The 25,149-nt window shown below is 64.0% G+C and carries 24 protein-coding genes and 1 pseudogene; 5 read left to right on the plus strand and 20 right to left on the minus strand.

The genetic code is table 11. The features are described from left to right. The first annotated feature begins 2 nt into the window (after nt 1-2). The 4 genes from BN1132_RS16565 (at nt 3) to nqrE (ending at nt 3,102) form a co-directional block, all read left to right on the plus strand. A complete protein-coding gene (locus BN1132_RS16565; protein ID WP_042078894.1) occupies nt 3-1,184 on the plus strand; it encodes a MerR family transcriptional regulator in 1,182 nt (393 codons plus the stop codon). Nucleotides 1,185-1,224: 40 nt separating this feature from the next. Then, nucleotides 1,225-1,728: a GNAT family N-acetyltransferase gene (locus tag BN1132_RS16570; protein WP_042078895.1), complete on the plus strand. Its 504-nt coding sequence runs from the start codon at nt 1,225-1,227 to the stop codon at nt 1,726-1,728. Nucleotides 1,729-2,033: 305 nt separating this feature from the next. Further along, nucleotides 2,034-2,327 carry a hypothetical protein gene (locus BN1132_RS16575; protein ID WP_084203036.1) on the plus strand — a complete coding sequence of 98 codons (294 nt, stop codon included), beginning with the start codon at nt 2,034-2,036 and terminating at the stop codon, nt 2,325-2,327. 175 nt (nt 2,328-2,502) lie between these two features. Continuing rightward, complete coding sequence (nqrE, locus tag BN1132_RS16580; protein ID WP_042078897.1) at nt 2,503-3,102, plus strand: NADH:ubiquinone reductase (Na(+)-transporting) subunit E; 600 nt, start codon at nt 2,503-2,505, stop codon at nt 3,100-3,102. Between the two features lie 46 nt (nt 3,103-3,148). Here nqrE and BN1132_RS16585 read toward each other — a convergent pair whose 3' ends face one another. The 15 genes from BN1132_RS16585 to leuS all read right to left on the minus strand — a co-directional run bounded on the left by BN1132_RS16585 (nt 3,149) and on the right by leuS (nt 18,556). Next, on the minus strand, nt 3,149-3,658 hold the full coding sequence (locus BN1132_RS16585; protein ID WP_052447043.1) for a GNAT family N-acetyltransferase: 510 nt from the start codon (nt 3,656-3,658) through the stop codon (nt 3,149-3,151). Between the two features lie 170 nt (nt 3,659-3,828). Next, complete coding sequence (gene lipA, locus BN1132_RS16590; protein WP_042078898.1) at nt 3,829-4,794, minus strand: lipoyl synthase; 966 nt, start codon at nt 4,792-4,794, stop codon at nt 3,829-3,831. An 85-nt stretch (nt 4,795-4,879) separates the two neighbouring features. Beyond that, nucleotides 4,880-5,572 carry a lipoyl(octanoyl) transferase LipB gene (gene lipB / locus BN1132_RS16595; protein WP_042078899.1) on the minus strand — a complete coding sequence of 231 codons (693 nt, stop codon included), beginning with the start codon at nt 5,570-5,572 and terminating at the stop codon, nt 4,880-4,882. Between the two features lie 93 nt (nt 5,573-5,665). Beyond that, nucleotides 5,666-5,929, minus strand: a complete 264-nt coding sequence (ybeD, locus tag BN1132_RS16600) for a DUF493 family protein YbeD (protein WP_042078900.1) — start codon at nt 5,927-5,929, stop codon at nt 5,666-5,668. A gap of 256 nt (nt 5,930-6,185) precedes the next feature. After that, on the minus strand, nt 6,186-7,415 hold the full coding sequence (locus BN1132_RS16605; protein ID WP_042078901.1) for a D-alanyl-D-alanine carboxypeptidase family protein: 1,230 nt from the start codon (nt 7,413-7,415) through the stop codon (nt 6,186-6,188). 165 nt (nt 7,416-7,580) lie between these two features. Further along, nucleotides 7,581-8,504, minus strand: coding sequence for a septal ring lytic transglycosylase RlpA family protein (locus BN1132_RS16610; RefSeq protein WP_042078902.1), 924 nt, complete (start codon nt 8,502-8,504; stop codon nt 7,581-7,583). After that, on the minus strand, nt 8,446-9,426 hold the full coding sequence (mltB, locus tag BN1132_RS16615) for a lytic murein transglycosylase B (protein WP_244462960.1): 981 nt from the start codon (nt 9,424-9,426) through the stop codon (nt 8,446-8,448). Before mltB ends, BN1132_RS16610 begins: the two co-directional genes overlap by 59 nt. Before the next feature lie 32 nt (nt 9,427-9,458). Beyond that, the gene (rodA, locus tag BN1132_RS16620; RefSeq protein WP_042078904.1) at nt 9,459-10,562 is read right to left on the minus strand and encodes a rod shape-determining protein RodA; all 1,104 of its coding nucleotides are present in this window, start codon (nt 10,560-10,562) and stop codon (nt 9,459-9,461) included. After that, a complete protein-coding gene (gene mrdA / locus BN1132_RS16625; protein WP_042078905.1) occupies nt 10,555-12,471 on the minus strand; it encodes a penicillin-binding protein 2 in 1,917 nt (638 codons plus the stop codon). The genes rodA and mrdA overlap by 8 nt, the downstream gene beginning before the upstream one ends. Before the next feature lie 99 nt (nt 12,472-12,570). After that, nucleotides 12,571-13,038, minus strand: coding sequence for a 23S rRNA (pseudouridine(1915)-N(3))-methyltransferase RlmH (rlmH, locus tag BN1132_RS16630; RefSeq protein ID WP_042078906.1), 468 nt, complete (start codon nt 13,036-13,038; stop codon nt 12,571-12,573). Nucleotides 13,039-13,078: 40 nt separating this feature from the next. Beyond that, a complete protein-coding gene (gene rsfS, locus BN1132_RS16635) occupies nt 13,079-13,417 on the minus strand; it encodes a ribosome silencing factor (protein WP_042078907.1) in 339 nt (112 codons plus the stop codon). Between the two features lie 216 nt (nt 13,418-13,633). Next, nucleotides 13,634-14,290 (minus strand): nicotinate-nucleotide adenylyltransferase, encoded by a 657-nt coding sequence (gene nadD, locus BN1132_RS16640; RefSeq protein WP_042078908.1) that lies wholly within the window; start codon nt 14,288-14,290, stop codon nt 13,634-13,636. 76 nt (nt 14,291-14,366) lie between these two features. After that, entirely contained in the window at nt 14,367-15,401 is a 1,035-nt protein-coding gene (holA, locus tag BN1132_RS16645) for a DNA polymerase III subunit delta (RefSeq protein WP_042078909.1), read from the minus strand. A 13-nt stretch (nt 15,402-15,414) separates the two neighbouring features. Next, complete coding sequence (locus tag BN1132_RS16650) at nt 15,415-15,897, minus strand: LPS assembly lipoprotein LptE (protein WP_042078910.1); 483 nt, start codon at nt 15,895-15,897, stop codon at nt 15,415-15,417. Between the two features lie 79 nt (nt 15,898-15,976). Beyond that, entirely contained in the window at nt 15,977-18,556 is a 2,580-nt protein-coding gene (gene leuS, locus BN1132_RS16655) for a leucine--tRNA ligase (protein ID WP_042078911.1), read from the minus strand. Nucleotides 18,557-18,699: 143 nt separating this feature from the next. Here leuS and BN1132_RS16660 point away from each other — a divergent pair, with 143 nt between their 5' ends. Next, the gene (locus BN1132_RS16660; RefSeq protein WP_042078912.1) at nt 18,700-19,182 is read left to right on the plus strand and encodes a zinc ribbon-containing protein; all 483 of its coding nucleotides are present in this window, start codon (nt 18,700-18,702) and stop codon (nt 19,180-19,182) included. Between the two features lie 71 nt (nt 19,183-19,253). Here BN1132_RS16660 and lnt read toward each other — a convergent pair whose 3' ends face one another. The 5 genes and pseudogenes from lnt to miaB form a co-directional block, all read right to left on the minus strand. Beyond that, a complete protein-coding gene (lnt, locus tag BN1132_RS16665; RefSeq protein ID WP_042078913.1) occupies nt 19,254-20,831 on the minus strand; it encodes an apolipoprotein N-acyltransferase in 1,578 nt (525 codons plus the stop codon). A gap of 146 nt (nt 20,832-20,977) precedes the next feature. Further along, a complete protein-coding gene (corC, locus tag BN1132_RS16670; protein ID WP_042078914.1) occupies nt 20,978-21,859 on the minus strand; it encodes a CNNM family magnesium/cobalt transport protein CorC in 882 nt (293 codons plus the stop codon). A 189-nt stretch (nt 21,860-22,048) separates the two neighbouring features. Further along, a complete protein-coding gene (gene ybeY / locus BN1132_RS16675; protein ID WP_042078915.1) occupies nt 22,049-22,519 on the minus strand; it encodes an rRNA maturation RNase YbeY in 471 nt (156 codons plus the stop codon). Further along, nucleotides 22,516-23,571 carry a PhoH family protein gene (locus BN1132_RS16680; RefSeq protein ID WP_042078916.1) on the minus strand — a complete coding sequence of 352 codons (1,056 nt, stop codon included), beginning with the start codon at nt 23,569-23,571 and terminating at the stop codon, nt 22,516-22,518. The genes ybeY and BN1132_RS16680 overlap by 4 nt, the downstream gene beginning before the upstream one ends. Before the next feature lie 129 nt (nt 23,572-23,700). Next, a pseudogene (gene miaB, locus BN1132_RS16685) lies at nt 23,701-25,128 on the minus strand (tRNA (N6-isopentenyl adenosine(37)-C2)-methylthiotransferase MiaB); the annotation flags it as partial. Nucleotides 25,129-25,149: the final 21 nt, after the last annotated feature.

Consider the following 25,149-nt stretch of genomic DNA (forward strand, 5'->3'; position numbering starts at 1 on the left):
TCATGAAAATATCCGAACTGGCCCGGCGCTGCGGCCTGGCCCGCTCCACCCTGCTCTATTACGAGAAGCTGGGGGTGATTGCGGGAACGAGGGCCGCCAACGGCTATCGCCACTACGACGATGAAGATCTGCAGCGGCTGCGGATGGTACAGGCCCTGCAGGCCGGCGGGCTCAGCCTCAAGCAGTGTCTCGCCTGTCTGGCGGGCGAGCTGGAGCAGGCGACACTGGAAGCCCGGGTCAGGGAGCTGGATGAAGAGCTGGCGCGGATGCAGCGCGCCCGGGATTTGCTGGCGGATCTCGCCGGTTTGCGTGCGCACTCCGGCGACGAGTTCAAGGCCTGGCAGCGGCAGCTGCAGCATCAAGCCCCGCAGGCCTACTTTGCCTGGGTGATGAGGCAGGGATTCAGTGAAAAAGAGCGTTACCACCTGCAATGGCTGAGCAAAGACATGAACGAACATGAGCGTTACATCCGGGATTTCAAGCTGCTGCTGGACGGCATGAGCTATTGGGGGCCGGGGGATTGTGCCTTTACCCAGCAGCAGTTTGCCGCGCTGCCCATGGCGCCTCGCCGGATCTTCGACATGGGCTGCGGGCGCGGCGCCGCCACCATGGCGCTGGCACAGGTGACGGACGCAGCCATAGTGGCCATCGATCTGGACGAGGAGGCGCTGGCCGCCGTGGCGAGATCGGCCAGTGCGGCGGGGCTTGATCAGGTCACTACCCTGTGCGCCAATATGGCGGACTTGCCCATGGAACTTGCCCCCGCCGATCTTATCTGGGCCGAGGGGAGCGCCTACACCATAGGGGTGGCCAATGCGCTGAAAGCCTGGCGGCCGTACCTTGCCGGCCCTGCTGCCTGCCTGGTGCTGAGCGACCTGGTGTGGCTGACGGACACGCCGCCAGAGGAGGCGTTGGCGTTCTGGCAGCGGGATTATCCCGCCATGCAGACGCTGGCTGGCCTGCTGAAGACGGTGCAGGAGGCGGGGTATCGCTGCCTGTGGCACACCCAGTTGCCGCAAAGGGCCTGGCACAACTATCTGGATCCCATCGAGCGCAATCTGGCGCACCATCGCGCCGAGCTGGGGGATAGCCCAGCCTGGCAGGATCTGAGCCGGGAAGTGGCCATCCACCGCCAGTACCTGGGCAGCTATGGCTATGTGATCTGCTGCCTGCAGGCCGTCTGATCAGGCCATCCATTGAAAGAGAGTAAACGGAGAAACCCCTATGAACATCCTCATTCGGCCCGAAACGGGCGCCGATCACGAGGCCATTGAGGCGCTGACCGTGGCCGCGTTCCTCAATGCGCCCCATTCCGATCACAACGAACAGCTGATCGTGCGCGCCTTGCGCCTGGCCGGGGCACTCAGCCTGTCGCTGGTGACGGAGCAGGAGGGCCGGGTGGTCGGCCACCTCTGCTTCTCGCCGGTGACCATCAGCGATGGCAGCGAGCAGTGGTATGGTCTTGGCCCCATTTCGGTCTCTCCTGCGCTGCACGGCAAGGGACTGGGTTCACGGCTGATGGAAGCGGGTCTGGCACAGCTCAAGGGGATGGGGGCGGCCGGCTGCGTGGTGCTGGGGGATCCCGGCTTCTACGGCCGTTTCGGCTTCGTGTCCGAGCCGGGGCTGACGCTGCCCGGCGTGCCGGCCGAGTACTTCATGGCCCGCTCGTTCGGCGCGGCCATGCCCAGTGGCGAAGTGTGCTACCACCCAGCCTTTGAGCAGGGGTGAGCCCTCACCTTGAGGAAGATGCAAGCCGGTTGCTCAAGGTGGTGCAACCTTGCCGGTTTTATCGAATGGAGCAGTGTTTAATATCAATATTGCTGATATCTCATGGTGGAAAATGCAATAAGTAACGGTATTGTGATATATTCCACCTGTTTTTTTCTTGACGGACCGACCCCTTGCCATCCTCCCGCCGCCCCTCGTCATGGCCGATGGTGCTTGCCATCGCCAGCTTTCTCTGGCTTGCCGCCTTCGTCGCGGCAGGGGTCGTTGCAACCCCGGGTCCGGGAACGGGGGGGAAGGGGAGCCCGATGCAACTGCACGAGCCCTCCCATCAGGGGCTGGCCGACAGCGTCAGCCTGCCACCGGCGGGACAGTGGCGGCTCGGCTTCGAGCAGGGACGGCGGCTGGAAGGCGCCAACCACCCCGAGCCCTACCAGATGCTGCTGGCCTGGTTCCAGCACGAGATCCTCGGCCTGCTCTGTGGCCTGCTGTTCTTTTTGCCCCTCATCTACTTCAGGCAGTTGTCTGACTGCTTCGGCTATCTGCACACTCGGCGGCTTCGCTGCCACCACCTGCAATTTCGCTTCTGCCAGGGGGACTAGCGTCTCATCCCTCGCGGGCGTAGGGCGGGAGCTTTCCCGCTGCTGATCCGACCGGGCACAGGGCGTCGTTCCTGTGTCCCGATCGCGCCCGTGCCTTTTTGTCATCCCGTGTCGCCGCGGCCCGTCGGCCTGCAGCGACCCCTCTCTCGATGCAGACAAGTGGTGAGCCCCATTCATGGACTATTACGTCAACCTGTTCATTCAGTCGATCTTCGTGGAAAACCTGGCCCTGGCCTTCTTCCTCGGCATGTGCACCTTCCTGGCCGTCTCCAAGAACATCAACACCGCCTTCGGCCTCGGCATGACGGTGCTGGTGGTCATGGTGATCGCCATCCCCCTCAACAACCTCATCTACCGCCATATCCTGCGTCCCGAGAGTACCTTCCTCGGCGAGTTTGATCTGAGCTTTCTCGATTTCATCGTCTATATCGGGGTGCTGGCTGCCCTGGTGCAGGTGATGGAGATGGTGCTGGACAAGCACTTCCCGGCGCTCCACCACGCCCTCGGCATCTATCTGCCGTTGCTGACGGTGCACTGCGCCATCTTCGGCGGCGTCATGTTCATGGCCCAGCGGGATTACGACTTCATCGAATCCGTGGTGTACGGGGCGGGCTCAGGACTGGGCTGGCTGCTGGCCATCGTCGCCATCGCCGGTCTGCGCCAGAAGATGAAGTATTCGGATGTGCCAGAGGGGCTGCGCGGCATCGGCATCACCTTTATCGTGGCGGGGCTGATGTCGCTGGGCTTCATGTCGTTTTCCGGGATCTCGCTCTGAGTGCCCGCACGACTGAAACCGGGAAGAGGGTTGATGGCGGGAGCTATCAACCCAGCGTTTTGGCCATGTTGTAGCCGGTGATAACGAACCCCAGCTCCTGATAGAGCGCCAGTGCCCGTGGGTTGTCCTGGGCGACCCTCAGCTTGATCTGGCTGACGCCAAGGCACTTCAACTCGGCTTCCAGCACCGCCATGGCGGCCTTGCCATACCCCAGTCCGCGATGGGCCGGGAGTGTGTAGAAGTCATAGATAAAGGTGCTGTGGGCGGCGCTGTCGATGCTGTGCCAGAGATAGCCGGCGATGGGGGCGACTGCGCTCCCGACATTGTCATGCACAGTGTCATTGACAGGGATGATGCAGAGCAGGCTCTGACCCGGCGTGGCGGCCCCTTGGGGCAGGTATTGCCGCAGGGAGGCTTCGGCCTGCTGGCGGGCCTCGGTCTGGGTCAGCCCGTGGTTGCTGGCGAGATCCCGGGCGTAGTCGTCGATGAAGTAGTCGCGATAGGCGGGGAAATGCGCCTCATCCATGGGGATCAGGCGAACGATAGGGGTCGGCATCCGGCGTTTCACTCAAGGAAAGGGAGTCGCTACCTTAACCCCGGAGCCCAGGGTTAGCCAAGGGGCTGGCCGGGATGGCCGAGTCCGGAATGCTCAATAAAAAGAGCGCCCAAGGGCGCTCTTTTCTGTCTGTGGCGGGGAGGCTTGCTTGACCTCTCTTTCGTGCGAGGTTATTTAACCTCTTCGCCCTTGGCCTGCAGGTCCGCGTGGTAGGAGGATCGCACGAAGGGGCCGCAGGCGGCGTGGCTGAAGCCGAGCGCCATGGCCACGTCTTTCAGCTCGTCGAACTCTGCGGGCGGCACATAGCGCTTCACCGGCAGGTGATGGCGGCTCGGCTGCAGGTACTGGCCCAGGGTCAGCATGTTGACGCCGTGCTCGCGCAAGTCCTTGAGCACTTGGACTATCTCCTCGTTGGTCTCGCCAAGGCCCATCATCAGACCGGACTTGGTGGGCACGTGCGGGTGCATCTCCTTGATGCGGCGCAAGAGCTCCAGGGACCACTTGTAGTCGGCGCCGGGGCGGGCGACCCGATACATGCGCGGGGCGGTTTCCAGGTTGTGGTTGAAGACGTCAGGCGGGGTCTCGCGGAACACCTCCAGCGCCTGCTCCATCCGGCCGCGGAAGTCCGGGGTCAGGATCTCGATGCGGGTCTGTGGGCTGTGCTCGCGGATCTCCTTGATGCAGTCGGCGAAGTGCTGGGCACCACCGTCGCGCAGATCGTCGCGGTCCACCGAGGTGATCACCACGTACTTGAGGTTCATCTCCTTGATGGTCAGCGCCAGCTTCTTCGGCTCCTCCGGATCCAGCGGCAGCGGACGACCGTGGGCCACGTCGCAGAAGGGGCAGCGGCGGGTGCAGATAGCGCCCATGATCATAAAGGTGGCGGTGCCGTGGTTGAAGCACTCCGCCAGGTTCGGGCAGGAGGCTTCCTCACACACAGAGTGCAGCTTGTTCTTGCGCAGGGTGCTCTTGATGTGCTCGATCTTCTGGCTCGACGGCGGCAGCTTGATCCGCATCCAGTCCGGCTTGCGCAGCACTTCCTCGTTGGGATCCGGCATGAATTTCACCGGGATCAGGGCCATCTTGTCGCCATCGCGCAGCTTGACGCCCGGCTCCATACGAACGGGTTTGCTCATGATTCACTCTCGGTGTTTGTTATTGTCTGGTTGATGGCCACCAGGCTCATCGCTGAGCCCTCATGGCCGCGCGGCATGAGCCTGCTCATGCCGCCTCTTCGGTATTCGTGATCTCTTGGTAGCCGATCAGGCGGGCCAGCTCCGTCACCAGCAGGGACTGTGCCTCGGCCACGCTCCGGGGGCCGCCCAGGGCGCTGGTCTGGGTCATGGCCATGCCCGCATAGCCGCACGGGTTGATGCGCAGGAAGGGGGTCATGTCCATGTCGACGTTGAGGGCCAGCCCGTGGAAGGAGCAGCCCTTGCGAATGCGCAGACCCAGGGAAGCCAGCTTGGCCTCCATGCCCAGATCGCTCTTCACGTAGACGCCGGGGGCATCGGGTTTGGCATAAGCCTCAATCCCGCTCTTGGCCAGGGTGTTGATGATGGCGGTTTCGAGGCAGGTCACCAGCTCGCGTACCGAGAGCTTGCTGCGGCGCACGTCCACCAGCACGTAGAGCACCAGCTGGCCCGGGCCGTGATAGGTCACCTGACCGCCGCGATCGCTCTGCACCACCGGGATGTCGCCGGGGGCGAGCAGGTGTTCGGCCTTGCCGGCCTGACCCTGGGTGTAGACGGGATCGTGCTCCACCACCCAGAACTCGTCGGGGGTGTCGGGGGTGCGGTTGTCGGTGAACGCCTTCATGGCGTCCCACACCGGCTGGTAGGGGCGACGGCCCAGCTGTCTGACGAGCAGTTGGCCGGCTGACGGTTGTGGCTCGGCGGGCGTTTCGAGTGACATCTTTCCTCACTGGCGGCGCGGTGTCGGTACGGTCGCCGCTGCGACCGGGCGGCAAATAATCAGTCGCCCCGATGGCGGGGCGAGAGAGGCGACTTACAGGACGTAGCGAACCAGCTCGATCTTGCCAAGAGCGGTGTACATGGCTTCGATATGTTCCTTGCTGTGGGCGGTGACCGTCACTCGTACCGAGTGATAGTTGCCCTTGGAGCTCGGCTGGACGGTCGGGCTGTAGGTGCCGGGGGCGTGCTGCTGCAGCACTTCCACCACCATGTCGGGCAGGGCGGGATCGGCCACGCCGAGCACCTTGAACGGGAACTTGCAGGGGAACTCCAGCAGTTCATCAAACTTGGTATTCATTTGCTCACCTTTTTCGTCGTCCACAAGGCGACGTTGTCTTTAATCTTGCATGGCCCCTCGGGGCCGCCAGTCACTGTCAATATGGGCACGGCCCACGCCGGGATCAAGGCCCGGGCGATGTGACAAGTGGTGGAGGTGTTGCTTTTTACCACAAATCGGTTATCGGCGGAACCTGCAGATTACAGGGTTATTGACTGGACAGACCGGAAAAGACAGCAGCGGCGCCTGTTGGCGCCGCTGCTTGAGGAGGGGTCTGTTACTTGAACCAGCTGGAGACCAGCATCACCAGGTAATCCCACAGGCGGCTCATCAGGCCACCTTCCTGCACCTCTTCCAGGGCGACCAGGGGCACCTGCTTGATCTCCTTGTCCCCCTGCTTGAGGTATACGGTGCCGACGCGCTGGCCCTTGGCCAGGGGCGCCTTCAGCTCGCTCTCCAGCTGGAAGTCCGCTTTCAGGTTGTTGCCCTGACCCCGGGTGACCAGCACGGAGACGTCCTTGTCGACCCCCAGCTTCACTTCCGGCTTGTCACCCATCCAGATCTTCTGGGTCACCAGCTCGGTGCCCGCCTTGTACGGGGTCAGGCTCTGGAAGAAGCGGAAGCCGTAGGTGAGCAGCTTCTTGCTCTCGGCGGCGCGGGTGGCTTCGCTGCTGGCGCCCAGCACCACGGCGATCAGGCGCATGCCCTCGTTGTTGGTGGCGGAGGAGACCAGGTTGTAGCCCACCTGGCTGACGTGGCCGGTCTTGATGCCGTCCACCTGCAGGGATTGATCCCACAGCAGGCGGTTGCGGTTGTGCTGGGTGATGCCGTTGAAGACGAAGGACTTCTGGGAGTAGATCTTGTACTCCTCCGGCTGATCGTGGATCAGGGCCTGACCCAGGCGGGCCATGTCGCGGGCGGTACTGTAGTGGCCCTCTTCATCCAGCCCGTGGGGGTTCTTGAACTGGGAGTCCTTCATGCCGAGCTTGGCGGCCCAGGCGTTCATCAGGCTGGCGAAGGAGTCGGTGCTGCCCGCCAGGTGCTCGGCCATGGCCACGCAGGCGTCGTTGCCGGACTGGATGATGATGCCCTTGTTCAGATCATCGACTGAGACCTGCTTACCCACCTCGATGAACATCTTGGAGGAGTCGGAGTAGTTCTTGGACCAGGCGTTCTGGCTGACGGTCACCATGTCGGTGCCCTTGATGTTCCCCTTGTGCAGCTCGTCGCCGACGATGTAGGAGGTCATCATCTTGGTCAGGCTGGCGGGCGGCAGACGCTCGTCGGCGTTCTGCTCGGCCAGCACCTGGCCGGAGAAGTAGTCGATCAGGATGTGGGCCTTGGCGGAGATCTCCGGCGCGGCGGGGATCACCATGGGGGCGCTGTTCAAAGTGGGGACCGGCTGGGCGCTCGGCAGGGCCGAATCCGGCGTCGGAACAGGCTGGTTGGCCTGAGCGGTGGCGCTTAACAGGGAGGCCAGAATAACGGAACGGGCAAATTTGGACATCTTGAAATTCCTGGTGCCTGGATGGGGTGTACCCAAGTTGAAAAAAAGCGGGCTTCACTATACCAGATGTGCGTGTCGGTCATAGCCCGAGATGCGATCTGGACGGGATTTTATGGGGTTGTCCCCGACCTCGCGTCGTATCCCGGCGTGAGGTCGGGGGCTATGTCAGGGAACGATGAAGGCCTGCTCCAGCCCGCCCTGGCGGATCTGTTCCAGCAGGATCGCCTGCTGATCGGTCGCCACCGGTCCCAGCAGGACGCGGAAGACGGCGCCGTGGGCCACCACCTGATAGGGCACGCCGTAGCGCTGGGTCATCACCTTGCCCATGGCCTGGGCCCGGGTCTCGGAGCCGCTCGCCAGCACCTGGATCATCTTGCCCTGGACGGTGGCGGCCTTGGGAGTTGAGAGGGTGCTGGTCGCCGTGGCGGCCGCTGCCGGAGCCGCCTTGGCCGGCGGGGTGGCGGTCGGCGTCTCGTTGACGAAGGTATCCGCGGCCGGCGCCGCAGGCACCATGGGCGTCATCGGTGTCATGGGCACCATTTCGACCATCTGGTCCGGCTGATCGGTGATGAGCTCGAGGCGCACCCTGGCCTCGCCACCGTCCACCATCTCCAGTTGCCTGGCGGCGGCGTGGGAGAGGTCGATGAGGCGATCGCTGCCGAAGGGGCCGCGGTCGTTGACGCGTACTATGGTCTCCAGCCCGTTGTCCAGGTTGGTGACCCGTACATAGCTCGGCAGCGGCAGGTTGCGGTGGGCGGCGCTGAACAGGGTGCTGTCCTGCACGTCGCCGTTGGCGGTCTTGTTGCCGTCCAGATCCCGGGCGAGCCAGCTGGCCGTGCCCTCCTCGCTGTAGTGCTTGATGTCGCGCCACACCTCGTATTTCTGCTTGCCTATCCAGTAGTCCCGGTTGCCGCTCGTGCTCATGGGCTCGGGGCGCGGAATGGCGCCGGTGGCCTGGGGGATCTCGATCACCTGGGGCTTCTCTTGCGGGACGGGCTCGGGCGGCAGCGGCTGGGGTTCTGGTTGGCTGCTACAGGCGGCCAGCAACAAGGTCAGGCTGAGGGGAAGAAGTCTGTGGCTGTAATGCATAAGCGTCCTGGATGGCTTGACTGAGTTGATGCACCGCCATCGCATAGAGAGGGCTGCGGTTGTAGCGGGTGATCACGTAAAAATTGTGGCGCGCGACCCAGTATTCCGGTCCTTCGGCCTGCTCCAATGCCAGCAGTTTCACCGGCGTGTTGGGTGCCAGCGGGGTGGCGAGCTCGATGCCCGCGGCCGCCAGCTCGGCCCAGCGCTGCTTGAGCTCGGGCTCGGGTGCCAGCAGGGTACCCACTGGTGCCAATCCGATCAAGGCGGGCTCGACCACCGACTCCCCCCAGCGCCAGTGGTGCAGGGCGAAGTAGTTGGCCACGCTGCCGATGGCATCTGCCGGGTTGGCGAACAGATCCCGCTTGCCGTCGTCGTCGAAGTCGACCGCGTAGTGGCGATAGCTGGAGGGCATGAACTGGCCCATGCCCATGGCACCGGCATAGGAGCCCTTGAGGGTGGTGAGCGGCCACTGCTCCTCCCGGGCAAGCAGAACCAGCTGGGCAAACTCCTTGGCGAAGAAGTCGGCCCGCTCGGGGTAGTGGAAGCCCAGGGTATAGAGGCTGTCGAGTACCGGATGGCGGCCCATCTGGCGGCCGTAGAAGGTCTCGATGCCGATGATGGCGACGATGAGGGCGGCGGGCACCCGGTAGCGCTGTTCGGCCCGGGCCAGGGTGGTCGCATGGCGTTGCCAGAAGCCGACCCCGTCCCGGATCCGCTCGGGGGTGACGAACAGCGGCCGGTAGCGGTGCCAGGGCTTGGCCTCCCAGGGCTTGCTGATGGTGTCCAGCACCTCCTGGCGTACCCTGGCCTGGGCGGCGGCGGCTTGCAGCTCGGCCAGCGGCACCGAGTGCTGCAGGGCGAGTTGTGCCAGTTGGGGCGGCTCGGGAGCCGCACCTGCCGTCAGTGACCAGGCTGCCAGCATCCCGCAGGCCAGCCTTTGCAGCCCCCGGATCATCAGGCCAGCAGTCTTCTGTGAGTCTGGATGGACATCAGGACGCCGAAGCCCGCCATCAGGGTCACCATGGAGGTGCCGCCGTAGCTCACCAGCGGCAGGGGCACCCCCACCACCGGCAGTATGCCGCTCACCATGCCCATGTTGACGAACACATAGACGAAGAAGGTCAGCGTCAGGGCGCCGCCCAGCAGGCGCTCGAAGCTGTTCTGGGCCTGCATGGAGATGAAGAGGCAGCGGCTGATGATGTAGAGGTAGATCACCAGCAAGAGGGCGACCCCCACCAGGCCGAACTCCTCGCTGAACACCGCGAAGATGAAGTCGGTGTGGCGCTCGGGCAGAAACTCCAGCTGGGACTGGGTGCCCTGCAGCCACCCCTTGCCGAAGACGCCCCCTGAACCGATCGCTATCTTGGACTGGATGATGTGATAGCCGCGGCCGAGCGGGTCCTTCTCCGGATCCAGCAGCATCAGCACCCGCTGGCGCTGGTAGTCGTGCATCAGGAAGAACCAGAGCACCGGCATGAAGGCGCAGATCAGCAGAACCGCCAGCCCGATCAGCCACCAGCTAATCCCCGCCAGGAAGATGACGAAGAAGCCGGAGGCGGCCACCAGGATGGAGGTACCGAGATCGGGCTGGGCGGCGATCAGCAGGGTGGGCAGCAGTACCATCACCAGGGCGATCATCACGTGGCTGAACTTCGGCGGCAGCGAATGGCGGCTGAGCCAGGCGGCCACCATGATGGGCATGGAGAGCTTCATCACCTCGGAGGGCTGGAACTTCATGAAGCCGAGGTCGAGCCAGCGCTGAGCCCCCTTGCCGATATGGCCGAACACGTCCACCGCGATGAGCAGCAGCACCACCACGGCGAACAGGGGCACGGACCAGCGGGCGTAGAGGGAGGGGGGCAGCTGGGCCATGCCGATCATCAGGGCGAAGGCGAGGCCGCCGCGCACCAGCTGGCGTACGATGGCGTCGACACTCTGCCCCGACGCCGAGTAGAGCACCACCATGGAGAGGGTCATCAGGGCCAGCAGGCCGAGCAGCAACGGCAGGTCGATGTGCAGCCTGTACCAGATGCTCTGCTGGCGGGCGGAATTACTCATGAGGGGCGACCTCTTCAGATTGGGGTTGCTTGGCCGGGGCCGGCGGCAGCTGGGGTTCCGGCGGCAACAGATAGGCATCCAGCATGTGGCGGGCCACCGGGGCGGCCATGGCGCTGCCGCCCCCGGCGTTCTCCAGCACCAGGGCGACCACGGCCTTAGGGGCTTCGAAGGGGGCGAAAGCGACGAACAGGGCGTTGTCGCGGTGCTCCATCTTGGTGGTGGCCGCGTTGTAGACCTGGTTCTCCTTGAGGCCCACCACCTGGGCGGTTCCTGACTTGCCCGCCGCCTTGTAGGGGGTATTGGCAAAGGCCCGGCGACCGGTGCCTTCATGGCCGTTGATGACGCGCCACATGCCGTCCTTGGCCACCTGCCAGTAGGTGTCGCTCTTGGCGGCGATGGCCACGTTCGGGTTGATGGGGGCGTTGACCACGCCGTCGGAGGAGGCGGTGCTCTTGAGCAGATGCGGCGTCACGTCGTGACCGTTCTGGGTCAGGATACTGATGGCCTTGGCCAGCTGGATCGGGGTGGCGCTCCAGTAGCCCTGACCGATGCCGATGGAGATGGTGTCCCCCTGATACCAGGGCTGGCGCCAGCGCGCCATCTTCCAGTCTCGGGACGGCATGACCCCCTTGGTCTCCTCGAACAGATCGACGCCGCTGTACTGCCCGAAGCCAAACTTGGTCATGTAGCTGTTGATCTTGTCGATGCCGACCCGGTAGGCGAGATCGTAGAAGTAGGTATCCGCCGACACCTCGATGGCGCGGTAGACGTCGAGCCAGCCGTGGCCCCAGCGGCGCCAGTCGCGAAACTTCTTGGTGGTGCCAGGGATGGAGAAGCTGGGCCCGCCGAAGTAGCGATAGTTGGGGGTGATGGCCCCTTCGTTCAGCCCCATCACCGCCATCATGGGCTTGACGGTGGAGGCGGGGGCATAGATGCCCTGGGTGGTGCGGTTCACCAGCGGCCTGGCGGGATCGTTGAGCAGCGCCGAGTAGTTGGCGCTGGAGATGCCCGTCACGAACAGGTTGGGGTCATAGCTCGGGCTCGACTCCATGGCCAGGATGGCGCCGGTGTTGGGTTCCATCATGACGATGGCGCCCCGGCGACCGGCCAGCAGCTCCTGCGCCTTCAACTGCAGGCGGATGTCGATGTTGAGGTAGATGTCCTTGCCGGGCTCGGGAGGCTGGAACTTCAGGGTGCGCACCACCCGGCCGCGGTTGTTGACCTCGACCTCCTGGTAGCCCGCCACGCCATGCAGCTCGTCCTCGTAGAACTTCTCCACCCCCTGCTTGCCGATGTCCTTGGTGGCGGCGTAGTTGGCGAGCTTCTCCTCCTTCTCGAGACGCTCCACGTCGCGGGTGTTGATCTTCGCCACATAGCCGAGGGCATGGGTCAGGGTGTCGCCGAACGGGTAGTAGCGCTTGAGGTAGGCCTCGATGCTGGCCCCCGGGTAGTTGTGCTGGTTGACCGAGAACAGCGCGACCTGGTACTCGCTCAGCTTCTCGAACAGGGGCACCGGCTTGAAACGGCGCTGGCGCTTGACCTCGGCCAGGAATTTCTCCTTGGTTCCCTCCGGCAGGGCCAGCAGGGCGATGAGATCGTCGGCGGTCTGCTCCAGGTTCTCGGTCTCTTCCGGCACGATTTCCAGGCTGTAGACGGGGCGGTTTTCCGCTAGCAGCACCCCGTTGGCGTCATAGATGAGGCCGCGGGGCGGCGCCACCGGCACGACGCGGATCCGGTTGTCATTGGAACGGGTCTGGTAGGTTTCGTAAGACTCTACCTGCAGGTAGTAGAGGTTGCCGAGCAACACCAGCATGAGCACGACCATGCCGATGTAGGCGACCAGGGTGCGCCGGAAGAACAGGCGCCCCTCGGCGCTGTGGTCGCGCATTTCGATGCGATTCTTCAGCATGCCGTTACCTTGTGGCTGACGTACGGGTGAGAGAGGCGATATGCATGCTCAGGCTCCGGGGGCCGGGTGGATGAGCGGAGTGCGTGGGCTCTGCATGGGTCACTCTCTGTGATAGGGGTGATTGGTGGTGATGCTCCAGGCGCGATAGAGGCTCTCGGCCACCAGCACCCTCACCAGCGGATGGGGCAGGGTGAGCGGTGACAGGGACCAGCTCTGTTCGGCGGCGGTCTTGCACTCGGGAGACAAGCCTTCAGGCCCCCCGACCAGCAGCGCCACGTCGCGGCCATCCAGCTTCCAGGCCTCCAGTTGCACGGCCAGCTGCTCTGTGGTCCAGGGTTTGCCGGGAATGTCCAGGGTCACGATGCGCGAGCGGCCGGCGGCCGCCAGCATGGCTTCCCCCTCTTTTTGCAGGATGCGGGGAATGTCGGCATTCTTGCCGCGTTTTCCGGCGCCGATCTCGACCAGCTCGAACGGCATGTCTTTCGGGAAACGGCGACGGTACTCTTCGAAGCCATGCTCTACCCAGGCAGGCATCTTGGTGCCCACTGCAATCAACTGGATCTTCATCTTGCTCTACGCCCTTGCCCTTTTTTGCGCGTCTGCACGCTTACTGTGCATTCACCTGGGCACCGCCCCAGAGTTTTTCCAGTTGGTAGAAGTCGCGGTACTCATCCTGCATCACGTGCACGATGACCGAGCCCATGTCCACCAGCACCCACTCGCCGGTGAGTTCGCCTTCCACGCTGAGCAGATCGAGCCCGGCGTGGCGCGCCTCGCTGGCGAGGTTGTGGGCGATGGCACTGACGTGGCGATTGGAGTTGCCGGAGCAGATGATCATGGTGTCCGTGATGCTGGATTTGCCGCGCACATCGAGGATGATGATGTCGCGGCCTTTCATGTCATCGATCTTGTCGACGATAAAGGCGAGCAATTCTTGGCCTTGCAATGTCTTCTCCTATCTTCCGGCGCCAGAGGGCGGCGGATTATATCATGGTCACTCCCGTTTCCCAGCCTGGCAAAGGGAGCGGATCCGGGGTTGCCACTCATGCAGGGGGCAACCCCTTAACGATCACTATAGTGCGCAACCCGCTCCGGCAATAGCCGGGCCGGTGCCGGGTGCGCCTCAGGGTGTCGGCTGGCTGGGCCGCACCGTTTGGCCCGTTCACTGGCCCCGGGTTGGCCGATAGAGGCCGTGCAGCCGGATGTAATCGGCGACCGGCGCGGGCAGCAGATACCTGGGATCCCGGCCCGATGCCAGCAGGGCTCTGAGCCGGGTGGCGGAGAGCTCGACGGGCAGGTTGCCCGCCAGCCAGATATGGCCGTGGCGGTGACGATGCAGATCCTCGCTGTCCTGGGTCTGGTGGCGGGCCAGCAGATCGGCCACCTCGGCCGGATAGTCCGGTTGCCAGCCGGGGCGGGTGCTCACCACCAGGTGGGCATGGTCGAGCAGCTCCTGCCAGCGGTGCCAGCTCGGCAGGCCGAGCAGGGAGTCCATGCCCATCAGGAAGCAGACTGGGGTGTCCGGCAGCTCGGCGTGCAGCGCGATCAGGGTGTCGATGGTGTAAGAAGGCCTGTCCCGATCCAGCTCCCGCTCATCCACCACGAAGCCCGGATTCTCCGCCGCTGCCAGCGCGACCATGGTGAGGCGCTGCTCGCTCGAACAGTAGGGGCTGGCGCGATGGGGGGGGATATGGTTCGGAACCAGGCGAACCTCCGCCAGCCGCAGGGCCTCGCGGGCCTCGATGGCGGGTCTAAGATGGCCGATGTGGATGGGATCGAAAGTCCCCCCCAGAATGCCGATGGGTGGTCTCAGCGTCATTCTTCTGCCCCTGTCTGAACAAGGTGATCGATATGGCTCGGCTCGCATGTGCCGCCGAGGATGCCGATGGGTGCGTTTAGCATGGATCCGCCTCCAGCAGCTGCAGCGGGGTGCCATCGCGAAAACCCAGCGCCAGGGTCTGCAACATCAGCCAGGCCTGCTCGGTATCGAAGCGGCGCTGGGCGTCGTCGAGCCGGGCCATCAGCTGCCACAGCTGCTGCAGCTTGGCGAAGGGCAGCCGGGTCAGGGCCTGCTGGATCAGTTGCTGGCGGCTCTGCCAGATGCGCAGGCGCGAGAAGTGCTCCACCAGAGGCTGACCGGCCCTGGCCGCCAGCGCCAATTCGGTCAGCTGTTCCAGCTCCCGGCACAGGGTCCAGGCCAGCATGCCGGGCTCGGTGCCCTCGGCGCGCAGGGCCAGCAGGATGCGCTGGGCCCGGTTCACCTTGCCCTCCAGCAGGGTGTCGATGAGCTGGAACGGGGTGAAGTGGGCGTGGCGGATGATGGTCTCCTGCAGGTAGGCGACCGTGATCGGCTGAGGGGGCGAGAGCAGGGTCAGCTTCTCTATCTCCTGGCTCGCGGCCAGCAGGTTGCCCTCGTAGCTGTGGCACATGAAGTTGACGGCGTCCGGCAGCACCTTGAGGCCGAAGCGCTGGAAACGGGCGCTCATCCAGCGCGGGAAGAAGCGGGGCTCGGGGTGGTTGACCGGCACATAGGTGCCGCTCTGGCTCAGCTTGTCGAACCAGGCCGCCTTCATCTGGGTCTGGTTGAGGCGGGGGCCCGAGAGCACCAGCAGCAGATCGGGGTGCAACTGCTTGGCTATCTCGGCGATGCGGGCGGCCAGATCCTTGTCGACCTTGGCCGGCAGCTCCAGCTCGATGATCTGGCGGGCGGAGAAGAGGCTCATGGCCTGGCAGGCGTCATAGACCTGGTTCCAGTCCAGCCCGGCCTCCACCACGAAGCTGTGGCGTTCATCGAACCCCTGTTTGCGGGCGACCTGACGCACGGCGTCGATGGCCTCCAGCTTGAGCAGCGGCTCGTCCCCAAAGACGAGATAGCAGGGCTTGAGCCCTGCCTTGAGATGATCCGCGAACTGCTCCGGATAGACTCTCATCAGGAGGCTCGCATCAGAACTTGACCTGGCTGAGCTGACGGATCACCAGGTTCGCGGCCTGCTCCTGCATCTCCTTTCCGAGCTGCTCCTGCTCGCGGGAGGAGGCGAGCGCCGCATCCGGCTTGTTCAGGAAGCTGCGGTTGAAGGTGATGGGGAAGACCTGGGTCGGCTTGCCCGGCACCGTCACGCTGAACTGGGTGCTGTAGCCCAGCAGGTACTCGCGATCCTGGCCGATGGCGTCGACGGAGGCGACCTGACTGCTGCTGCGCACGCCGGCCAGGGTCAGCACCGGGATGCCCTCCTTGTCCGCCAGGGTCACCCCGGAGGCCTTGAGGCGGGTGGTCACCAGGCGATAGAAGTCGCTCTTGTTGTCACCGACCACCTTCATGGTCATCAGCTCGGGGGGGATGGCGGTGCCCCGCATCTGAAAACCGCAGGCCTGCAGCAGCAGGCCCGTCAGCATGATGGCAATCCAGCGAGTAAGGGACATGCCCATATGAAATCCTCTTTGCTGTGCTTGAACGACGGCGGGCCAGGCCCGCCGTCTTCAGTTGGTCAGATTTGGTGACCAGAGATCAGTTGGCGACGATGTTGAGCAGCTTGCCCGGCACATAGACCACCTTGCGCACGGTCAGGCCGTCGGTGAACTTCTGCACCGAGGCGTCGGCCATGGCCAGCTTCTCGACGTCGGCCTGGCTGATCTCGGCCGGCACGGTCAGCTTGCCGCGCATCTTGCCGTTGATCTGCACCACCACCAGTTTCTCGGTCTCGACCATGGCCGCTTCATCGGCGACCGGCCAGCCGGTCACGTCGATGTCCCCTTCCTTGCCCAGCATCTTCCACAGCTCGAAGCCGATGTGCGGGGTGATGGGGTAGAGCATGACCACCACGGCTTCCAGTGCTTCCTGCATCAGGGCTCTGTCCTGCTCGTCGCTGCCCAGCTTGGCCAGGTTGTTCATCAGCTCCATGATGGCGGCGATGGCGGTGTTGAAGGTCTGGCGGCGACCCACGTCGTCACTCACCTTGGCGATGGTCTTGTGCAGCTCGCGGCGCACGGCCTTCTGCTCGCTGGAGAGGGACGCCACATCCAGCGCCGGCACGGCACCCGCCGAGACGTGCTCGAAGGTGGTGCGCCACAGGCGGCGCAGGAAGCGCTGTGCACCCTCAACGCCCGAATCGGACCACTCCAGGGTCATGTCGGCCGGGGAGGCGAACATCATGAACAGACGGACGGTGTCGGCGCCGTAACGCTCCACCATCAGCTGGGGATCGATGCCGTTGTTCTTGGACTTGGACATCTTGGTCATGCCGGAGTGGATCACCTCGCGGCCATCGTTATCCACCGCCTTGGTGATGCGGCCCTTGTCGTCCCGCTCCACCTTGACGTCGAGGGGGCTGACCCAGACGTTGCCGCCCTTCTCGTCCTTGTAGTAGAAGGCGTCGGCCAGCACCATGCCCTGGCAGAGCAGGCGCTTGAACGGCTCGTCGCTGTTCACCAGGCCCGCGTCGCGCAGCAGCTTGTGGAAGAAGCGGGCGTAGAGCAGGTGCATACAGGCGTGCTCGATGCCGCCGATGTACTGATCCACCGGCAGCCAGTGGTTGGCAGCCGCCGGATCCAGCATGCCCTTGTCGTAGTCCGGGGAGCAGTAGCGGGCGTAGTACCAGGAGGACTCCATAAAGGTGTCAAAAGTGTCAGTTTCCCGGAACGCTTCCTGGCCGTTGTAGGTGGTCTTGGCCCACTCGGGGTCGGCCTTGATGGGGCTCTGGATGCCGTCCATCACCACGTCTTCCGGCAGCAGCACCGGCAGCTGGTCTTCCGGGGTCGGTACCACTGAGCCGTCAGCCAGGGTCAGCATGGGGATGGGGGCGCCCCAGTAGCGCTGACGGGAGACACCCCAGTCGCGCAGGCGGTAGTTGACGGTGCGCTTGCCGCGGCCGAGCCCTTCCAGCTTGGTTGCGATGGCATCGAAGGCTGCCTGGAACTCGAGGCCGTCGAACTCGCCGGAGTTGAACAGCACGCCCTTGTCGGTGTAGGCGGCGGCGATCACGTCCGGCGCCTCGCCGTCGGCCGGCTTGATGACCGGCTTGATCTCGAGGCCGTACTTGGTGGCGAACTCGTGGTCGCGCAGATCGTGGCCGGGCACCGCCATCACGGCACCGGTGCCGTAGTTCATCAGCACGAAGTTGGCGACCCAGACCGGTACCTTGCGGCCATCCAGCGGGTGAATGGCGTAGAGGCCGGTGGCCATGCCCTTCTTCTCCATGGTCGCCATGTCCGCCTCGGCCACCTTGGTGTGCTTGCACTCCTCGATAAAGGCGGCGAGCTCGGGGTTGCCTTCGGCTGCCTGGGCGGCCAGCGGGTGACCGGCGGCGATACCGACATAGGTCACGCCCATGAAGGTGTCGGGACGGGTGGTGTAGACCTCCAGGTGCTCATCCTGGCCATCGACGGCGAAGCTGATGTTGACCCCTTCGGAGCGGCCGATCCAGTTGCGCTGCATGGTCTTGACCATCTCGGGCCAGCCTTCCAGGTTGTCGATGTCGTTCAGCAGCTCTTCGGCGTAGTCGGTGATCTTGATGAACCACTGGGGGATCTCTTTCTGCTCCACCGGGGTGTCGCAGCGCCAGCAGCAGTTGTCGATCACCTGCTCGTTGGCCAGCACCGTCATGTCGTTCGGGCACCAGTTGACGGAGGAGGTCTTCTTGTAGACCAGGCCCTTCTCGTAGAGCTTGGTGAAGAACCACTGCTCCCAGCGGTAGTAGTCCGGCTTGCAGGTGGCGAGTTCTCTGTCCCAGTCATAGCCCAGACCCAGCATCTTCAGCTGGTTCTTCATGTATTCGATGTTTTCGTAGGTCCAGGGGGCCGGCGCCGTGGCGTTCTTGATGGCGGCGTTCTCCGCCGGCAGGCCGAAGGCGTCCCAGCCGATGGGTTGCAGCACATTCTTGCCGTTGAGCCGTTGATAACGGGAGATCACATCACCTATGGTGTAGTTACGCACGTGCCCCATGTGCAGTCGACCAGACGGGTAGGGGAACATGGAGAGGCAGTAGAACTTTTCCTTGTCTACTTTCTCCACCGCCTTGAAGGTTTTCTTGGCATCCCAGTGCTGCTGCACTGCTGGTTCTATGGATTGGGGAACGTATTGCTCTTGCATTGGTGACATCCGGATCTGTGAAATGAATAGATAAAACGGCTGGGAAATCGCAATAGAATACCCATATCCTGCGGCGGCAACAACCGCCAGCATCCGCCGGTCCCCGGCCGGGCACGATCAGCTATCTGTACAGGAGCAACACCATGGACAAACGCCAGAAAGGGTATGAAGCCTTTATCGCCCAGCTCAGGAAGCAGTGGGAGGAGACGGAAGAGTTCCAGGGGGAGCGTCTCAACCGGATGATCGCCAGGGTGCAGGCCTATATGGAAGCGGCGGGGGATCTGACCAAGGATGAACTCGCCCTGATCGCCGAATACGTGAAGCGTGATCTCGGCAACTACGACGAGGGAAAGCAAGAGGTGCCCGAATCCGCCTTTATGCTGGCCCTGAAAGACACAGCCTGGTCCTGGCTGGCGGATGTGACCGACCGCGCCCAGGTGGAGTGGCAGGAGCTCGCGGACGAGCTGGAGCACAAGGGCATCTACCGGGCCGGGGACTGGGTCGGACTCGGCGTGCTGGTGTGCGATCACTGCGAGTGGCGCCATACGGTGCTGCATCCTGAACAGCTCGGCACCTGCCCCGAGTGCGGGGCCGACGAGTATCACCGCGAGCCGCTCTCGCCCTGATCACCCCCTGACAACGGCATATAAAGAGAGGCGCCCAAGGGCGCCTCTGCGATTTATCCACGTCTATCTCTTCAGGCCTTGCGGGCCCAGGGATGGGCGCGGGGGCGCAGCACCAGCGCCAGGCCCAGCAGCAGGGCGGCGATGCCGTACATGGGCCAGCTGCCGAAGCGCAGGTAGGGGGTCTCGCCGTGGGCGGGACGCACCTCGGTTCTCAAGACCCCGGCCTGGAACTGCGGGATCTGGGCGATGATGCTGCCGTCTATCTCGGTGACTATGGTGATGCCGGTGTTGGTGTCCCGCAGCAGCGGGCGGGCCAGCTCCAGGGCGCGCATGCGGGCGATCTCCATGTGCTGCCAGGGGCCGATACTGGTGCCGAACCAGGCGTCGTTGGAGACGGTCAGCAGGAAGTCGGTATCCGGCTGCACGTTGCGGCGCACCTCGTCCGGGAAGATGATCTCGTAGCAGATGGCGGCGGCGAACTTGAGTCCCTTGGCGATCAGGTTCGGCTGCACCTCGTCCCCCCGGCTGAAGGAGGACATGGGCAGGTTGAAGAAGGGGGCGATGGGGCGCAGCAGATCTTCAAAGGGCACGAACTCGCCGATGGGCAGCAGGTGGTACTTGTAGTAGCGGTTCTTGTGCTCGTAGTGATAGGACTCCTTGCCGTCCGCATCCTGCACCCCCATGCCGAGCACGGTGTTGTAGAAGCGCTGCTGCTGGAGATCGTAGTGAATGATGCCGGCCAGCAGGCCGGTGTCATTCACCTTCATCGCCTTGTCCAGGCTCTCCAGATAGGTGCCCATCTCCTTCTCGATGGCCGGGATCGCGGACTCGGGCCAGACGATGATGTCGGCATCCTGGTTCTCGCGGCTCAAGTCCTGGTAGGTGCGCACCGTGGGGATCAGGGCCTCAGGATCCCACTTGAGAGACTGGGCGATGTTGCCCTGCACCAGGGCCACCTTGACCGGCTCCCCCCGGGTGACCCAGTTGAGCTGCATCAATCCTTGCGCCGCCCCCACCAGGGCGACGGGCAGCAGCAGCCAGGCCGGCTTGCGGCTCTGCCACACCAGCCAGAGGGCGGAGGTGGTGAGCAGCAGGGCGAGGGTGATGCCCTGCACTCCCAGGAGGGGAGCGAACCCCTTGAGGGGGCCGTCTATCTGGGTGTAGCCGAACCAGAGCCAGGGGTAGCCGGTCATCACCCAGCCACGCAGCCAGTCGGCCCCGAGCCAGAGCGCCGGGAAAGCGAGCAGCCAGCGGCTCCAGTGGCGGCCGGCGAAGACGCGGGCGAACAGCCAGCAGGCCAGGGTCGGATAGAGGGAGAGATAGGCGCAGAGCCCGGCCAACAGCACGAAGGCGGCCGGCAGCGGGATGCCGCCAAACTCCGTCATGCTGACGTGGATCCACCACTGGCCCGGCAGGAACAGGCCCATGGCGTAGCCGAAGCCGCGCCAGGCCGCCTGCCTGGGGCTGGCCTTGTCCAGCAGGGCATAGAGGCCGAGCAGGGAGAGGATCACCAGGGGCCAGTAGCCGAAAGGAGAGAAGGCCAGCACGGCGATGGCACCGGAGGCCAGGGCGAACAGGCTTGTCAGGAGTTTCGATTTCACGGGGGATCGGGGCTCGAATTGGGCTGAATAAAATAAAGTGGCCGACATCTTAACCGCAAACGGTGCCAACGGCGAGCCTCCCGGCGGCCGGGTATCGAGGGGCGGTGGCAGGGAGAATGAAAGGGTAAGGGCCTGACAGAATGACAAACGCCCCTTGGCAGGGGCGTTGAACGTCAGGTCCGGGGCGGGAGAGATCAGGACTCCGGCTGGGCCGCCGCGTGATGCTCCGGGATCTTCACCTGCAGCTGTTGCAGACGACGCCGGTCCGCGTGCATCACCTTGAACAGGTAGCCGTCGAGCTCGATCTCCTCGCCCTTCTTCGGCAGGTGGCTGAAGGCGTGCATCACCAGGCCGCCGACGGTATCCACCTCTTCATCGCTGAACTGGGTGCCGAAGAAGTCGTTGAAGTCCTCGATCTCGGTGAGGGCGCTGACGGAGAAGACCCGCTTGCTGATGCGGCGGATATCGACGGGCTCGTCCTCGATGTCGTCGAACTCGTCGTCGATCTCGCCGACGATGAGCTCCAGAATGTCCTCTATGGTCACCAGACCCGAGACACCGCCGAACTCGTCCACCACTATGGCCATGTGGTAGCGCTCTTCGCGGAACTCCTTGAGCAGGCGATCGACCCGCTTGCTCTCCGGCACGATGACGGTGGGGCGCAGGATCTTCTCGAGCTGCAGCGGCTCGCTGGCGTGATGGCCGCCGAAGCCGAACGGCAGCAGATCCTTGGCGAGCAGTATGCCCTCCACGTGATCCTTGTCTTCGTTGATCACCGGGAAGCGGGAGTGGCCGGATTCGATGATGACCGGCAGGAAGTCGTCCACCGGTTGGGACTTCTCTATGGTCACCATCTGGGAGCGGGGGATCATGATGTCACGCACGCGCAGCTCGGCAATTTCGAGCACGCCCTCGATCATGTCCTTGGTGTCCTGATCGATGAGGTCTCGCTCCTCGGCATCGGCGATGACATCCACCAGATCGTTGCGGTCTTTTGGCTCGCCCTGGAAGAGTTGGCTGAGCTTGTCGAGCCAGGTTTTCTTCGGCGAGCCGGTACTAGGGTGATCGTCGGTCATTTTCTCTCTTGGTTACTCGTATGAACACACTTGAAATCGTTGTGGCTATATGAGGATAGGCATCGGCTGTTTCAAGGCGATGACCATCCGGTGTTTTACTCTTCGTCGTTCAGACCAGGGCCGGCGATACCGAGTTCCTGCATGATGTCGCGTTCGGAACGGCACCATCTGAGCGGCTCTTGATTCACCTTATCCTTCGACATCGTCGTCCAGATAGGGGTCCGCAAAGCCCAGCTCCTGCATGATGTCGCGCTCTAGCTGCTCCATCTCCTCGGCTTCCTCGTCCTCGATATGGTCATAACCTAGCAGATGCAGACTGCCGTGCACAACCATGTGGGCCCAGTGGGCGTCCAGGGTTTTACCCTGTTCGACGGCCTCGGCCTCGACCACCTGGCGACAGATCACCAGATCCCCGAGCAGGGGCAGTTCCAGGCCGGGAGGGGCCTCGAACGGGAATGATAGCACGTTGGTGGGCTTGTCCTTGCCGCGATAGGTGTGGTTGAGCTCGCGGCTCTCCTCCTCGTCGACGATGCGCACCGTCACCTCGGCCTCCTGCTGGAAGCCGAGGATGGTGCCCTCGAGCCAGCCTTGCAGCTGGGCCTCGCTCGGCAGGCCGTCGGGGCTGGCGCAGGCCAGTTGCAGATCCAGGGTCAGGCTCATTGGGCATTCTCTCTGCTGATGTTCTCTTTGTTGCTGGCGGCGGCCTTCTCGGCCGCCTGCTGGGCGTCGAACGCCTCGTAGGCCTGGACGATGCGGGCCACCACGGGGTGGCGTACCACGTCCTTGGACTCGAAGAAGTTGAACGACAGGCCGTCGACTCCCTGCAGCACCTCCAGGGCGTGGCGCAGACCGGACTTGGTGCTGCGGGGCAGGTCCACCTGGGTGATGTCGCCGGTGACCACCGCCTTGGAGTTGAAGCCGATGCGGGTCAGGAACATCTTCATCTGCTCGGTGGTGGTGTTCTGGGCCTCGTCCAGGATGATGAAGGCGTCGTTCAAGGTTCTTCCGCGCATATAGGCGAGCGGCGCCACCTCGATGATGTTGCGCTCCATCAGCTTCTCCACCCGCTCGAAGCCCAGCATCTCGAACAGGGCGTCGTAGAGGGGGCGCAGGTAAGGATCCACCTTCTGGGAGAGGTCCCCTGGCAGGAAGCCGAGCTTCTCCCCCGCCTCCACCGCCGGGCGGGTCAGCAGGATGCGGCGGATCTCCTGGCGCTCCAGGGCATCCACGGCGGCGGCCACGGCCAGATAGGTCTTGCCGGTGCCGGCGGGGCCTATGCCGAAGCTGATGTCGTGGCGCACTATGTTGGCGATGTACTGGGCCTGGTTCGGGCTCCTCGGCTTGATGAGGCCACGCTTGGTCTTGACCGTCACCTCCTTGCCATAGGGGAGGCTAGGCACCTCCTCGTCGTCCTGCTCCAGCACGCGGGACTCCTGCACCGTCAGGTGCACCATCTCTGGGGTGATGTCGGTCACCTTGCCCCCCTTGAGGGGCTGGGTCTCCACATAGAGGTGCTTGAGGATGACGGCGGCCGCGTCCACCTGGGCCTGCTTGCCCAGCACCTGGAAGTGGTTGTCCCGGTAGCTGATCTCGATGCCGAGGCGGCGCTCCAGCTGCTTGAGGTTGTCGTCAAAGGGGCCGCACAGGCTGGCGAGACGCAGGTTGTCGGCGGGCTCCAGATGCAGGTTCAGGGTCGCGATATGTCGGCTCAAATTGACCTCGTTTCAAGGTTCTTCCCTTCTGTGAGGGAAGAGACATTAATGGGGAGTGAAGGCCGCAACGCCCAGGGGATCGGGCTCGTTGTCGGGGCGGCCGGATTGGACCTGGATTTCGCTTGGAGCGGGGGTAAAAGCGGCCACCCCCAACCCATCGGGCACGTTGTCGGGGCGACGGGCCAGGATCTCGCTCGGCGCCGTGGCGATGCGCAGGTTCATCTCGTCCTCGCCGCGGATGAAGCGGCCGCGCAATGAGTAGGGGCGCACGTCGGTGATCTCCACGTCGGCGAAGCCGCCGATGAGGCGGTGCGGCCCCTCGAAGTTGACCACCCGGTTGTTCTCGGTGCGGCCGGAAAGCTGCATGGGATCGAGCTTGGACGGCCCCTCCACCAGGATGCGCTGCACCGAGCCCAGCATGGCGCGGCCGATGAGCATGGACTGGTGATTGATGCGGTTCTGCAGCCGGGTCAGGCGGGCCTTCTTCACCTCCATGTCCACGTCGTCCGGCAGATCGGCGGCCGGGGTGCCGGGGCGCGGGCTGTAGATGAAGCTGAAGCTCATGTCGAAGTTGATCTCCTCGATGAGTTTCATGGTGGCCTCGAAGTCCTCGTCCGTCTCGTTCGGGAAGCCGACGATGAAGTCCGAACTCATGGTGATGTCGGGGCGCACGGCGCGCAGACGGCGGATCTTGGACTTGTACTCCAGCACCGTGTGAGGGCGCTTCATCATGGTCAGGATGCGATCCGAGCCGCTCTGGATCGGCAGGTGCAGGAAGCTGACCACCTCGGGGGTGTCCCGATAGACCTCGATGATGTCGTCGGTGAACTCGATGGGGTGGCTGGTGGTGTAGCGAATGCGGTCGATGCCGTCGATGGCGGCCACCAGTCGCAGCAGTTCGGCGAAGGTGCAGTGGCCGCCGTCAAAGGTCGGGCCCCGGTAGGCGTTGACGTTCTGGCCGAGCAGGTTCACCTCGCGCACCCCCTGCTGGGCGAGCTGGGCGATTTCGTAGAGCACGTCGTCGAGCGGACGGCTCACCTCCTCGCCGCGGGTGTAGGGCACCACGCAGAAGGAGCAGTACTTGGAGCAGCCTTCCATGATGGAGACAAATGCCGTGGCCCCCTCGGCGCGGGGCTCGGGCAGGTTGTCAAACTTCTCTATCTCGGGGAAGGCGATGTCCACCTGGGCGCCATGGCCCTCCTGCACCTGCTTGATCATGGTCGGCAGGCGGTGCAGGGTCTGGGGTCCGAAGACGATGTCCACATAGGGGGCGCGTTTTCTCAGATTGTCCCCTTCCTGGGAGGCGACGCAGCCGCCCACGCCGATCACCAGCCCCGGCTTCTTCGCCTTGAGCTTCTTCCAGCGACCGAGCAGGTGGAACACCTTCTCCTGGGCCTTCTCGCGGATGGAGCAGGTATTGAGCAGCAGGACGTCGGCATCGGAGGGCTCCTCGGTCAGCGTGTAGCCGTTGCTGGCATCCAACAGGTCGGCCATCTTGGACGAGTCGTACTCGTTCATCTGGCAGCCCCAGGTCTTGATATGAAGTTTCTTGCTCATCGCTTCTCTTGACTGTTTTTG

Origin of the sequence: Aeromonas sanarellii, assembly GCF_000820085.1 — a bacterium.
GTDB lineage: Bacteria > Pseudomonadota > Gammaproteobacteria > Enterobacterales > Aeromonadaceae > Aeromonas > Aeromonas sanarellii.